Raw genomic sequence first — 13093 nt, forward strand, 5'->3', positions numbered from 1 at the left:
CGGCCGGCGTGAAAGCCCGCGCCACGCCCAGCAGCAGGGCGCAGCAGGCTTCCCGCACGCGGCCGGACGCTCCGGCGACGATGGCCGCGATCCGGGCGGCGGCACGCTCCGGCTCCAGCAGGCCGCAGCGGGGGCGTCCTCGACGGTCAGTGAACCGCCGTCGGCGATGCGGCCGAGCAGCGTCTTGATTCCCTCGGCATCGCCCAGCCGGGTCAGCAGGACCAGCAGCCGGCCATGACCGTTCCAGCCGCCGCCGGGCCAATCGGCCAGGGCCCCCGCCTCCGCGCGCAGAGGGGAGGCGGGATCGCCGCCCTCCCCTTCCCAGCGCGCGGCGATGTCGTCCAGATACGGCAGGGCGACGGCCGGGCCGCCCTGGCTCAGCACCGCGAAGAACCGCCCGCGCAGCCATAACACGAGTGCCGCCCGGCGGTAGCTCCACTCGAAGGCCGCCCCGGCGTTGCCGGTGGCTTCCTGGAAACGCTCCTCGTCCGGGACCAGATCGTCCAGCGCGCCGGGCGGCGACACCTCGGAGTCCTCCTCCACCGGCAGCGGCCCGAGCGGCCCCGGCGTGCCGTCCGGGCGGCGCCAGACGGTCAGGCTGGCGAGGCGGTCGATGACCTCGAACCCGTCCTCCTCCTCGTCCCAGCGCCGCCGGTAGGAATAGGAGCCGCTGTGTTCGGCGGGCCCGTTCTCCTCGATCGACAACAGCGCCAGATGCAGGTCGCAGCCGGCCGGCGGGGCGGCGGCGGCGAGAACCCCGGCCACGGCCGCGTCCGCCCCCTTCAGTGTCGCGAAATCCAGCTCCGCCAGGGTGTAGGCGTGCTCCCGCGGGTAGACCAGCTTGCGCGGCCCGGCGGCGCCGCCCCAACTCTTCAGGAAGGCGGTCACCCGCTCCGCTTCCCGCGTGTAGTCCGGCGGCTGCGGCGGACGCTCCGTTCCGGGACGGACGAGGTTGTAGATCAGGGCGAGGCGATGGCCGGCGGTCACCGGCAGCACCTCGTGGACGCAATCGGCGTAGAAGGCGGCGAAGGCAAGCTCGGAGGGATCGCCGCCGCGCAGGTCGAGCCGCTTCTCCCGCCCCTTGTGCCGCACCACCAGCTCGCCGCCGGCCGACAGGGAGGGCAGCACGATCACCAGCATGGCGAACATGCCCGGCTCCTTTTCGGTGTCGCGGTGCTCCAGGAAGAAGTCGCCCGGACCGTAGACCAGCATCTTGTACAGCTCGGCGGACACCGGACCGGACACGCCCAGCCCCTCCGCCGCGCGCCCGACGATGCCCTCCAGCGTCGGCGGCCAGTGCCGGCCGCCGATCCGCACGCGTGCGGCGTCGATCTGCGATGTCCGCCGCACCGACTCGTCGTACAGGGTCTGCGGTCCGCGTCCGTAGGGGGCGCGCTCGGCGGCAGCGGTCAGTTGCTCGGCCTGGATGGGCAGCAGCGGCAGGGCGATGGGACCGACCCCGTCCACCTCGATCAGCGGCGTCATCAGCGAGGCCGTGCCGGTGGTGACGAAATCCCCAGGCCGTTGAACGGCGGACAGGAGCGCGGCGAAGGTGGCGGGGATCGTGGTCATGGGATTGGCACCTGGAATGAGTTGGTGACCCAAAACTCTGTAAGAGACCGTTTGAAAAGGTTTGGCTGTAGCGGCGTGATATGATTCAAACTTCGGATGTGGACTGAAGCGACGCGCAGCCGAATGGCCAGGATCGAGAAGAAGACGAAGCGGTATTCGACGGACCTGACCGATGAGGAATGGTGTCTGATAGAACCGCTGATGCCGCAGAAGGCCGACACCGGCCGCCCGAGGTCTGTGGACCTTCGGGAAGTCTTGAACGCCTTGCGCTACTTGGCCCGGACGGGCTGTGGCTGGCGGCTTTTACCGAAGAACTTCCCTCCGTGGCAGACGGTGTATTGGTGGTTTCGGCATCTCCTGCGGCGCTTGCTGTTTCAGACGATCCACGACGTGGCGTTGATGATCGACCGTGAACGGGCTGGGCGCGAGGCCAGTCCGAGCGCCGGGGTTGTGGACAGCCAATCGGTGAAAGCTCCCGCCGCCGCGGAGCGCGGCTATGACGCGGGCAAGAAAATCAATGGGCGCAAGCGGCACATCGCGGTCGACACCGATGGCCGCCTGTTGATGGTGAACCTGACCACGGCTGACATCTCCGACTCTGCCGGAGCCCAGAAAATTCTGGAGGCGATGCGCAAGCGTTGGCCGTGGATGAAGCACCTCTTCGCCGACAGCGCCTATGATCGCAAGAAGCTGATGGACAAGGCTGCCTTCCTCGACTTCACCATCGAGGTGGTCCGGCGAACCGACACAGAGCCAGGGTTCAAGGTCGTGCCGCGGCGCTGGGTGGTCGAGCGGACCTTCGGATGGATGACCCGCTGGAGACGTCTGGTTCGAGACTATGAAGCCCGGATCGACGTCTCCGGCGGCATGATGCAGCTCGCCATGGCAAGCCTGCTACTTCGACGAGTCTGCCAGTGAAACTGGTTGTCAAACGGGCTCTAACCGCCCAACGCTGTTGGCGAAACCTGATGGGGACGCGACACCCAGGGGCGGACCATCTGATCACAGCCTCCACGGCAGCCTTTCCATTCTTATACCCGCGAACACCCTTTGTCCAATTTTTGATTTTCTCATAATCAGCATACATGCAAGTATTGCGTATTTCCGTTATGCGGCGTATACGAGAGTCATGCCCTTCACGCTCCGCCTTCTAGAGGGCATGTAGGTCAAGATCCCTCGCGCAAGAGAAAAATCAGCCTCCATATCGCTTATATTGAGTGAAATCCCTGCCTCATACGGCAGAAGTTCGCCTTGTCAGGCGTCGATTGAAATCATGTTTGCTGCTTCTGCGAAATAGAACTCTCTTCGAACTTAACGTTCTGAGAGAGTTTTATTCGCCAAAATAGAAAAGGATCCTCGCCTCCTCTGTCAAAGACAAAGGATGCCCCATGAAGCCCTATGTCGTTGAACTCGAAGTGTCCGGCCCGCTCGCCATGTTCGCGCGGCCCGACACGGGCGCCACCCCGACCAGCTATCCGGCCCCCACATGGTCCGCCGCCAAGGGCCTGCTGGAATCCATCGCCCGCCTGCCCGATGGCCGGGCGTGGCTGCACCCGACCCGCGTGGAGATCTGCCGACACCGCGACGCTCCGGGCGGCGCCGTCACCTACCAGCGCTACGCGACCAATTACGGTGGCCCGCTGCGCAAGGAGCAGAACGTCCGCAGCGGCACCGGCATGCAGGTCTTCGCCAACGTCCTGTCGAACGTCTGCTACCGCATTCACGCCGACATCCGAGGGGTGAGGAGCGATGGGCGTGAAAACCCGCGCCATCATCTCCATGGCCTGTTCCTGCGCCGTCTCCGGCAAGGGCTCTGCTACCGCACCCCCGCGCTCGGTCTGTCCGAATTCACCTGCGACTATTGGGGGCCGCCCCGCCCCGACTGGCGGATCGACGACGCGCTCGACCTGGAGGTGCCGTCGATGCTGTCCAGCGTCTGGGACCGGCCGCAGGACGGCGGCTACGCCCCGCGCTTCGTCCAGAACGTCCGCATCGAAAAGGGCGTGCTGAGCTATGCTGAATGATCTCTCACTGGTCGAACGCGGGCTGGCGGCGTATGGCGTCCCTCTCGCCGACCGCCATCCCGACGTCAAGGAGATGGCCAAGGGGCAGACGCTCCGCGTCCGGCTGGCCGACGACGGCACGATCGACGACGTTGAACGCATCGGCGAGACGGGAAACGGCGCCGTCTGGACGCTGCGGGACGGCCAGCACAACGGCTTTCCCGGCCTCAAGACCGACGCCGGCCTTCTGCCGCTCAACGGGCAGGCACGCAAGACCCATGAGCAGGCCTGGAGCGCCGACAAGTCGTCCGCCGCCCGCCGGCGCGAACTCGAACGCCTGGTCGCCGCCAGTGGGCCACCGCGTCTCCAGAATGAAGCTTGGCCGAAGCCCGGTCATCGCAAGCGCATCGCCGAACGGTTCGAACAGCTCCGGCCGCTGGCCGCCGACCCGCTGGCCGCGTCGGTGCCGGCCTGCATGGAGCGCTTCCTGCAAGGGCTGCCGGCCTTTCTGCCGAATCTGGCCGAGGCTCTGTTCAAGAAACTGGCCGATGGCGACGACGGCTGGCTCGACATCGTGCAGGCCGCCCTCACCGGGCCGGTCCCGCTGGTGATCGACGTCGCAATGGACGATTTCACCCTCGATGCCAGCGATCCCCGGCAGATCGCCGCCGTCAGCGCCGCGCTGAGCCGTCCGACCGGAACGAACGGCGATGATGCCGCACCGCCCGGCTTCTGCGCGTTGAGCGGCCGGAAGACCGCGCTGCACAGAGGCAACTTCCCGCAGCCCAACCTGCCGGCTCTTGGCCAGAGCTACATCTTCGCGCGCAACGGCGACATCCCGTCGCTCGCCCGCTACGGCCGGGCGGGGTCGGCGTCCTTTCCCCTCGCCGCCGACCTCGCGCCGCGCCTCAACGCCGTCTTCGGCGTCCTGACCGCCCCGGACGCCAAGGGCCAGACATGGCGCCTGATCCCCCCCGAGACCGGCGACAAATCCGACCTGCTCATCGTCAGCCTGCCGGCCGTCGCCGGGAAGCCGGTGGCCGACGCGCTGGCCGGGGACAGCCGGGAGGAGGATGTCGACGAGGAAACGGACGGTGCCGACACCATCGGCGGCATGGACCTCCTGCGCGAACTCGCGTCGCGGGTCATCGCGCACAGCCATGGCGAGGACCGCCACGGCCACGCGGAAAGCGGCATGACCGTCCTGATCCTGCGGGCGGTGGATCCCGCCAACCGCAAGGCCATCTACCACCGCCAGACCGACGCGCAGGCGCTCTTCGACGCCGCCGAGCGGTGGAAAGCGGCGACGGCCAACGTCCCGGACGGAATCGTCTTTCCCGTTCCGGTCAAGGGACGGCGGGTGCCGGTCCCGCGCGGGCCGTCCTATGTCGCGCCGCTGTCGATCACGCGCCTGTCGCGCATGCAGTTCGTCAACGGCGGGCGGCGGCGGCTCAGCGTCGCCGGCACCCCGGCGGGGGAAGCGTTCGAGCTGTTCCTCGGCAACGGCGCGGTGAAGCGGCGCGCGCGCACCCTGCTGCGCCTGCTGCTCCGGCGGCACGCCGCACTGCTCGGCGGGCTGGCGGCGGCCCGCAGCAAGGGCATCGACCATCTCAAGGACTTCGACCCGAAGGCCGACCTGCGCCGCGACGCCCTGCGGTCGGTCACCTGGATCGGCGTCCTTCTCCACCAGCTCGGCCGCCCAAAGGAGGATTACATGGCAAGCACCGCCGCGAGCACCGCCTTTCGCCTCGGTCAGTTGCTTGCCGGGGCCGACACGCTCCACATCGGCTATTGCGCGGACCTGAGGAGCGGCGACGTGCCGCCGAGCCTGATCGGCAACGCCGTGCTCACCATCGCTGGAAACCGGCCGCAACGCGCCCTGGCCATCCTCCAGAGCCGCCTCAAGCCCTATCTCGCCTGGGCGAGGCGCGAGGAGTATCTGGAGAAAAGAACCCGTGAGCTGTGGGTCGAGAAACCGGCGAGCGAGTCCCAGAAATTGAGCGAGGCCCAGAAGAGGAACCTGCGGCTGTACTGGGCGATCCGGAAGGGCGCCGCCTCCGCGTCCCGGCTGACCGGACTCGTGGGCGACCTTCTGAAAGAGGATCTGGGCAAACGTCCGGACGACGAATTCAAGGCCGAACTGCTGCTGGGCTATCTGGCCGGGCTTCCGCGACCGGCCGGCGAGAAGCCCGGCACCTCCGGCACCGCGAACGACAACACCGAAACCGATCCGAACGGGGAGACCGCGTCATGAGCACGACCTTCAACCGGGGCACCGGAATTCTCGTCATCAACGTCGTCAACTCCAACCCCAACGGCGACCCGGATGCCGAGAGCGAGCCGCGCACCTTCGAGAGCGACGGGCGCGGCCTGATCTCGCCGGTGTCGTTCAAGCGCAAGCTCCGCGACCTGATGGAGGACGAGGAGGGCGAGGTCCGCGCGGCGGCCCTCGCCGCCGCCGTGACAGGCGCGGGCGCGGGTGGGCCACAATCCTCCGCGCAGTCCTTCGGCATCCTCGAAAGTCGTGGCCGCAGCCGCGAGGCCATCGGCGCCATGCCGCTGGAGGCGTTCCGCGCCGCCTATTGGGACGGGCGGGTGTTCGGCAACACCTTCGTCGAGAAGAAGGACAAGGGGAAGTTCATCACCACCGGCGTCGTGCAGGTCGGCCCGGGCGTCAGCGTGTCCCCGGTGCAGATCGAGCGGCTGACGCTGACCAACAAGGCCGGGGTGGAGGGCGACAAGGATCGCGGCATGGCCCCGCTGGCCTTCCGCGTCGTGCGCCACGGCCTGTACGTGATGCCTTTCTTCGTGAATCCCAGCGCCGCGCGCAAGAGCGGCTGCGATGCGCGCGACATCGACGTCCTGAAGTTCCTGATCCCGCACGCCTACGCCCACACCGCCTCGGGCATCCGGCCGCAGGTGGAGATCGTCCACGCCTGGTACGCCGAGCACAGGAGCGCGCTCGGCTCCTGCCCGGATCCCCTGCTGCTGGCCGCTCTGAAGCCCAGGCGGCGGACCGGGGCGGACGGCGAGGAGCCCTCGCACGCCATCGACGACTACGACATCCCGACCACGCTGCCGGACGAACTGCGCGCACGCCTCGCCTCGTTCGAGGATCTGACGCTCAAGGACTGGCCGCTCCGCGCGGCGGCGTGATCCCATGCCGGACGCGCCGCTCGCCCATTCCGCGCCCGGTCCCGGCAGGGCCCCGCACCCCTACCCCGACCATATCGGCGGGGCCAGGGCCGGCGCGTTGCGCTGCGCCGACGCGATGCTCCTCCATCAACCGGACGCGGGCTTGAAGGCGGAGATTCGGGCGGCGGTCGGCGACGCCGTCCTGTTCCACGACCTCGGCAAGCTCGACCCGCAGACGCAGGCCGCGCTTCGCCGGGGCCGCGACGCCAAGCTGCCCTGGGACCACATCGACGCCGGCGTCGCCCATCTCAGCTCCTGCAAGGCCATGACCGCGGCGTGGGTGGTGCGGGGCCACCACGCGCCGGGCCTGCCGTCACGGCCGCATCATTTCACCAGCCCGAAAGACCGGAAGCTGCGCGGCCGCCGGCACGACGACGCCCGGCCGGACACGCACCGCGCGCAGATCGACCGCACCAATGGAGGGTTGCCGGCGTTGCTGGCACTCCACGAGGCGCTGCTCGGCCCGCACCGGCCGACCCCCGGCAAGGCGCTGCGAGGCTTGCGCCTGAGGCTGGCGCTGTCCTGCGTGGTGGACGGCGACCACGGCGACAGCGCCGGCTTCACCAGGGGATGGGCACCACCCCAACCTCCGGAGCCACGCTGGGAGGAACGGCTCACCAAGCTCGATGCCTATGTGAAAAAGCTGGGCGGCGCTGGCGGGCAGCGCGACGGACTGCGACGCGCCTTCTACGATGCGTGCCGGAGCAGCGACCTCGACGAGCCGCTGGTCGCCTGTGAGGGACCGGTCGGGATCGGCAAGACCACGGCGGTGACCGCTTGGCTGCTGCGGCGGGCGATCGCGACCGGAGCCCGGCGGCTCCTCGTCGTCGCCCCGCAGACGACCATCCTGGCGCAAACGGCGGAAACGCTGCGCAAGGCCCTGGTTCTGGACGGGGAACGGCCCGACGCCGTCGTCGCCGAGCATCACCACCGCGCCGATTTCGACCACATCTCCGCGCGCGACCTCGCCACGCTGTGGAGCGCGCCCATCATCCTCACCACCTCGGTGCAGTTCTTCGAGACGCTGTCGTCGAACCGGCCGTCGGTCCTGAGGAAGCTGCACGCCCTGCCGGGATCGGTGGTGTTCCTCGACGAAGCGCACGCCATGCTTCCCGTGTCCGGCACGCGGACGCGGGCGTCGGGCCGTGGGACCGAGCGCGTCGCGACGGCCATCCTGCCGCAGAACTGGCGCTGGATCGGCGAGCTTGCGCGGGAGTGGTCCTGCAGTTTCGTTCTCGCCAGCGGCTCCCTCGCACGATTCTGGGAGTTCGAGGGCATCGCCGATGGAACGTGCCCGCCGCTTCCGGATCTCGTTCCCGCGACCCTGACAGAGCCGCTCCGGCAGGCCGAGGCGGACCGGGTCCGCTATGTCCGCGCCGGGCGCTTTTCCGGCCCCGCCGCGCTGGCGGATGCCGTGGCAGCGCAACCGGGACCGCGCCTGCTCATCATGAACACGGTCCAGAGCGCCGCCGTCATGGCATGGCACATGAGAAAGGCCGGCGATGACGTCCTGCATCTCTCCACCGCGCTCTGCCCACGCGACCGAACCGCCATCCTCGCGGAAATCCAGCGGCGGCTCTCTCCGGAGTCGGCCTATCCGACCAAGTGGACGTTGGTCGGAACCAGCCTTCTGGAGGCGGGTCTCGACCTGTCCTTCCGCACGGCTTTTCGTGAACGCTTCGGTACGGCTTCGCTGATCCAGGTCGGCGGCCGGGTGAACCGCGACGGCGAATGGTCTGACGGCGGAACCGTCCATGATTTTCTCGTCTCGCCCACAGACGGCTTGACCGCGCACCCGGAAGCCCGCGCCTCTTCGGAGGTGTTGGGGCGATTGTTCGAGAGCGGCACCTTGGACGGTTCGCTCGCCCCCGCCGATCTGGTGACCCGCGCCATGCGCCGCGAACTCCGGTCAGGCGGAGGTCCCCTCCCCGATCATCTCGGCCAAGCGGAAAAGAGCATGAACTATCCGGACGTCACGAGTCTCGGGCGTGTGATCGACACCGAAACGGAACTGGTCGTGGTCGATCCCGTTCTAGCGGGGCGGATTGCAGCCGGAGCCTCGCCACCAGCCACGGATGTTCTTGCCGGCAGCGTGCAGATCCATTCGGCCAGGATCGACCGCCTCGGCTTGTTGGAAATATCGGGACGGCGCGGGATCTACCATTGGCCCCATGGTTACGACCCGGCATTCCTGGGCTACATGGACGGCCTTTTACCGATCAGCGATGATGATCCATGAGCCTTAGCGTTAACCGCACCAGGTTTTCTGCAGGCGCCCCGCGTTTGGGCCAACTGCGTCAGGCGCCGACCTTACGCTAAAGAATAATGGAGGTCCGGGGATGGTCACCATGACTCGATTTGAACCAAGACATCCGAAAGAAGGCAGTCGCACATCAGCGTAGGTTCGGATACCAGGGAGAGCGATAGCGTGGTTGCGGGGCCGCGAAGCCACCGACAGTTGACTATGCCGCCAGTGACGATCTGATGCGCGATGGCTCCATTCCTGCCCATTGCAAGCGACGCCTCTGCCATACTCCAGCGAACGCCTTCTCGAACAAGGCGCCGCCATGGCTGGACAACGTCCTGCCCCGCTTGACGGGGGCGCGAAAGAACGGCCACCAACTTGACAAGTACCAGGAGAAAACTCCCCCTATTCGACCTGTTCCAAGTCGGCCTCTTCCTCGGTGATCTCGCCCGAGGTTGGCGCGCTTGGGTCGATGTCCGTCAGCCCAAGCTTCCGAAAGAAGATGGCGTTCCGCATCTTCGCGTCGCCCAACATCTTCGTGTAGGAAACGATCTCGACATAGGCATCGGGGTTCCTCAAGTACCCGACAAGTCCCCCTCCGTCAGGGGTCGGATGGAACGGATAGCCGTGACAGGCGTCGCGCAGGCTGTCGGTGATGTCGGCCACCACGTAACAGTGGAAGGCCGCGTTCTTGAGCCTGGGGGAGAATACGCGCCCCTGGGCGTCGCGCAGCGACGTTGAGCCCTGGATCTTCGTGATGTAGCCGATGAGTTGGCGTATGGGGTTCTCCGCCCCGTTGTAATCGTCGCGCCCCGGCCGCTTGAACTCGATGAGGACCACCGTGTTGCCTGCTTCCTGCTCCTGCCAAGCAAAGCAGGTGTCGTAGAAGAAGGCGATGTCGGGGCGGTCCAGAGACGAGTCGTCCGTGTAGGTCTTCAGCGCCTTGTCGGAGGCGAAGTAGGCGAAGAAGACCAAGCGGTCGTCCAGCAGCCAGAGCTGGTGGTCGGCCATCTCAAGACGGGACGAGTCCGTCCGCATCGGGACGAGCAGCTTATGGATGGCCTCCTCGAGGAAGTGTGAGTCGCGATCGTCGCGGAACCCCATGTACCTGTCGAGAATGTCGATGACGGACTTGCGGAGCAGCACGTACTCGGCCAGGACGCCCTGCTGCTGCCTCTCCACGAAGCGCTGGTACTGCTCCATCCGTGCCTTCACCTCGCCAGTGTAGGCCGGGGCGCTTCTGAGGGCCGCCGCATCCTTATGGGCGGCGTTCGTCTTCCGAAAGCGGTCGCGGCACATCTCGACAAAGACCTGCTCCCTCGACGCTGCGCCCGGCGCCAGCCTGTCGATGAAGGCCTCCATCTCGCCCTGCAGGTAGAGGAACTGCGGGTACTCCCCCATGACGCGGATCGTGCCCCGGGACGTGGTGTCTGAGAGGGCCTGTGTGCTCTTCGGCGAGCTGAAGCTGCCGGGCTACTCCGCTGCGATGTGCAGCGGGTCAGTGGCTGGAGGGTGGCATAGCTCGATCAGGCTTTCCATGGTCATGTAGCGCCGTCGAGCGTAAGCGCGGTCTGGCGGCTGCGGCGTGATTGGTTTGCCGGCGCCGTTCATCCCTGTTCGGGAAGAGTGATGTTCCAGGGCAGGAGGTCGGCGACGCGGTTGATCGGGTGATCGGCGATGCAGCCGAGCACATGGCGCAGGTAGGCCTGGGGATCGAGGCCGTTGAGCTTGGCGGATTCCGCGATGGTGTAGATCGCCGCGGCGCGCTCCCCTCCGGCATCCGAGCCGGCGAACATCCAGTTGCGTCTTCCGATGGCCAGCGGCCTGATTGCCCGCTCGGCTGCATTGTTGGAAATCTCCAGCCGGCCGTCGTCCACGTAGCGCGTCAACGCCGTCCAGCGCGAGCGGGCGTAGCGGATCGCCTTGGCCAAGTCGCCCTTGCCGGGGATGCGTGCCACGGCGGCGTCGAGGAAGGTGACCAGTTCATCGAGAACGGGCCGGGCTTCCACTTGGCGAACCCGGCGGCGTTCCTCGGCGGGCCGACCGGTCAGGGGACGTTTGATGTCGAACAGCCTGCCGATCCGCTTCAACGCGTCGGCGGCCAAAGGAGAGCCGGTTTCGGTGTACTCGTCGAAGAACTTCCGACGCACGTGAGCCATACAGGCGACCTCGGCGACAGCGGCCTCATACAGGGCGTCGAACCCGGCATAGCCGTCGGCATGCAGGTGCCCGCGGAAACCGGCCAGCTCCCGTTGCGGATGTTCGCCCTTGCGGTCGGGGGTATAGCGGTACAGCACCGCCGGCGGCCCTTGTCCGGCGTGCGGGCGCTCATCGCGCAGGTAGACCCACAGCCGCCCTGTGTTGGTCGTGCCGCGTCCGGGATCGAGCACCGACACCGGCGTGTCGTCCGCGTGCAGCACCGAACCGGCCAGCACGTACCGGGCGATGGCCTCAGCGAGCGGCGCCATCAGCGCCGCCGCCTTGCCGACCCAGTCGGCCAGCAGCGAGCGCTCCAACGCCACGCCTTCGCGGGCGTAGATGGCCGATTGCCGATAAAGCGGCAGGTGATCGCAATATTTGGCGATCAGGACATGCGCCAGCAGCCCCGCCGAGGGCAGGCCGCGCTCGATGGGCAGCGACGGCATCGGCGCCTGCACCATGCCCTCGCAGCACCGGCAGGACAGCGCCGGGCGGATGTGGCGGATCACGGTGAAACGCGCCGGGATGTAATCCAGAACCTCGCGGACATCCTCGCCCACCTGGCGCAGGGCGCCGCCGCAGGATGGGCAGGCATCGAACAGGGCATGCACGATCTCGGTGCGCAGCAGGTGCTCCGGCAGCTTGCGCCGGCCAGCCTGGGCACGGCTCTCCGGCGCGGACGCCCGCGGCTGGGCGGAATCGGCCGGCAGCCCTTCGGCAGCCGCTGCAGCCTCCAGGTCCTCCAGCGCCAGTTCGAGCTGGTCGATCGCGCGGTCAATCTTCTCGGAGGAGCGCCCGAACTGCATGCGCCGCAGCTGGGCCAACTGAACCTTGAGCTTTTCCACCTCCAACGCCTTGGCCTGCAAACCAGCCTTGGCGGTGGCCAATTCAGCCTCGCTGGCCTCACGGCAGCGGCGCTCGGCCGCCAGTTCCGCAGCCTGCGCGGCGATGATCGCGCGCAGCGTCTCGATGTCGGTGGGCAGCGGCTCGGCGGTGGCGGACATGGCCGGAGTCTACCCGATCGGCGGCTCCCGGAGGAGGATCGATCACCGCCCCGGCGCCGATCCTCGGCGGGCGTGGCGGCCGGGACTCACCCCGCCGTCTCCGGGCGCCACGGGCGTTGCGGGGAGCGCCAGTCCATGCCTTCGATGAGCATCGCGAGCTGAGCCGGGGTGAGCACCGCCACGCCCTCGCGGCTGATCGGCCATACGAAGCGCCCCTTCTCCAGGCGCTTGGTGAATAAGCAAAAGCCCTGGCCATCCCAGTACAGAACCTTCACCAGATGACCTTGCCGGCCGCGGAAGACGAACAAATGGCCGGCGAAGGGATCCTGCTGGAGGACCTGCTGGGCGAGCATGGCCAACCCGTCCATGCCCTTGCGCATGTCGGTGGCGCCCATCGCCAGATAAACCCGCACGCCGGCGGGAACCGAGATCATGGAGCATCCAGCGCGCCGACCAGCCGGCGCAGCGTGGCGGGGGCGATGTCCTCGGCGACGCGCAGCACGCGACCGTTGGCGAGCACCACCTCGACCAGGGCGGCACGGCGCTCGATGGGCGGCGGCTCCGGCACCGACGGCGTCATCACAGGGGATGGGTAGCCGGCGGGTGCCGCCTCCAGGACATGGACCGGCACGAAGCCCGGCGCCTCGGAGGACAGTTCCCCACTCTTGAGCTGCCGGCGCCAGCGATAGATCAGGCTGGTACACACGCCGTGGCGACGCGCCACCGCGGCGACCGCGCCGCGCCCGCCGTGGGCTTCGCCGACCAAGCGGATCTTCTCCTCGGACGAATAGGTCCGCCGTACGCCTCCGGTGAGCACCGCCTTGGCAAAGTAGGGGTCGGCGCCTGAGGTTTGCGTGGCGCGTCATCGCGCGGAC

At 67.9% G+C, this 13093-nt stretch carries 10 protein-coding genes; 5 read left to right on the plus strand and 5 right to left on the minus strand.

All coding sequences use genetic code 11. The annotated features are described in order from the left end of the window. Window positions 1-1572 (minus strand): 2OG-Fe(II) oxygenase (locus QSG27_RS23355; RefSeq protein ID WP_306710393.1); only part of this gene is annotated, 1572 nt, incomplete at its 3' end. A gap of 96 nt (window positions 1573-1668) precedes the next feature. On the opposite strand from QSG27_RS23355, the gene QSG27_RS23360 reads away from it, so the two are divergent. The 5 genes from QSG27_RS23360 to QSG27_RS23380 all read left to right on the plus strand — a co-directional run bounded on the left by QSG27_RS23360 (window position 1669) and on the right by QSG27_RS23380 (window position 9009). After that, a complete protein-coding gene (locus tag QSG27_RS23360) occupies window positions 1669-2490 on the plus strand; it encodes an IS5 family transposase (RefSeq protein WP_306710395.1) in 822 nt (273 codons plus the stop codon). 470 nt (window positions 2491-2960) lie between these two features. Beyond that, window positions 2961-3596: a CRISPR-associated protein Cas5 gene (gene cas5 / locus QSG27_RS23365; RefSeq protein ID WP_306710397.1), complete on the plus strand. Its 636-nt coding sequence runs from the start codon at window positions 2961-2963 to the stop codon at window positions 3594-3596. Continuing rightward, a complete protein-coding gene (locus QSG27_RS23370; protein ID WP_306710398.1) occupies window positions 3586-5829 on the plus strand; it encodes a hypothetical protein in 2244 nt (747 codons plus the stop codon). The genes cas5 and QSG27_RS23370 overlap by 11 nt, the downstream gene beginning before the upstream one ends. Further along, complete coding sequence (locus QSG27_RS23375; RefSeq protein ID WP_306710399.1) at window positions 5826-6731, plus strand: type I CRISPR-associated protein Cas7; 906 nt, start codon at window positions 5826-5828, stop codon at window positions 6729-6731. The genes QSG27_RS23370 and QSG27_RS23375 overlap by 4 nt, the downstream gene beginning before the upstream one ends. A 4-nt stretch (window positions 6732-6735) precedes the next feature. Then, window positions 6736-9009, plus strand: a complete 2274-nt coding sequence (locus QSG27_RS23380; RefSeq protein WP_306710400.1) for a DEAD/DEAH box helicase — start codon at window positions 6736-6738, stop codon at window positions 9007-9009. Window positions 9010-9420: 411 nt separating this feature from the next. Here the strand turns inward: QSG27_RS23380 and QSG27_RS23385 are convergent, their stop codons facing one another. The 4 genes from QSG27_RS23385 to tnpA form a co-directional block, all read right to left on the minus strand. Continuing rightward, entirely contained in the window at window positions 9421-10416 is a 996-nt protein-coding gene (locus QSG27_RS23385) for a hypothetical protein (RefSeq protein WP_306710401.1), read from the minus strand. 206 nt (window positions 10417-10622) lie between these two features. After that, window positions 10623-12218: an IS66 family transposase gene (tnpC, locus tag QSG27_RS23390; protein WP_306710403.1), complete on the minus strand. Its 1596-nt coding sequence runs from the start codon at window positions 12216-12218 to the stop codon at window positions 10623-10625. An 86-nt stretch (window positions 12219-12304) separates the two neighbouring features. After that, on the minus strand, window positions 12305-12652 hold the full coding sequence (gene tnpB, locus QSG27_RS23395; protein ID WP_306710405.1) for an IS66 family insertion sequence element accessory protein TnpB: 348 nt from the start codon (window positions 12650-12652) through the stop codon (window positions 12305-12307). Then, window positions 12649-13035 carry an IS66-like element accessory protein TnpA gene (gene tnpA, locus QSG27_RS23400; protein ID WP_306710407.1) on the minus strand — a complete coding sequence of 129 codons (387 nt, stop codon included), beginning with the start codon at window positions 13033-13035 and terminating at the stop codon, window positions 12649-12651. The genes tnpB and tnpA overlap by 4 nt, the downstream gene beginning before the upstream one ends. Between the last annotated feature and the right edge of the window lie 58 nt (window positions 13036-13093).

The sequence above is a fragment of the Azospirillum isscasi genome (genome assembly GCF_030849505.1).
Taxonomy (GTDB): domain Bacteria; phylum Pseudomonadota; class Alphaproteobacteria; order Azospirillales; family Azospirillaceae; genus Azospirillum; species Azospirillum isscasi.

Bases quoted from the DNA above. Each gene is read 5' to 3' on its own strand.
- cas5 (WP_306710397.1), top strand. From the start codon at position 2,961: ATGAAGCCCTATGTCGTTGAACTCGAAGTGTCCGGCCCGCTCGCCATG.
- tnpB (WP_306710405.1), bottom strand. From the start codon at position 12,652: ATGATCTCGGTTCCCGCCGGCGTGCGGGTTTATCTGGCGATGGGCGCC.
- QSG27_RS23385 (WP_306710401.1), bottom strand. From the start codon at position 10,416: ATGGGGGAGTACCCGCAGTTCCTCTACCTGCAGGGCGAGATGGAGGCC.
- tnpC (WP_306710403.1), bottom strand. From the start codon at position 12,218: ATGTCCGCCACCGCCGAGCCGCTGCCCACCGACATCGAGACGCTGCGC.
- QSG27_RS23375 (WP_306710399.1), top strand. From the start codon at position 5,826: ATGAGCACGACCTTCAACCGGGGCACCGGAATTCTCGTCATCAACGTC.
- QSG27_RS23370 (WP_306710398.1), top strand. From the start codon at position 3,586: ATGCTGAATGATCTCTCACTGGTCGAACGCGGGCTGGCGGCGTATGGC.
- QSG27_RS23360 (WP_306710395.1), top strand. From the start codon at position 1,669: ATGTGGACTGAAGCGACGCGCAGCCGAATGGCCAGGATCGAGAAGAAG.
- QSG27_RS23380 (WP_306710400.1), top strand. From the start codon at position 6,736: ATGCCGGACGCGCCGCTCGCCCATTCCGCGCCCGGTCCCGGCAGGGCC.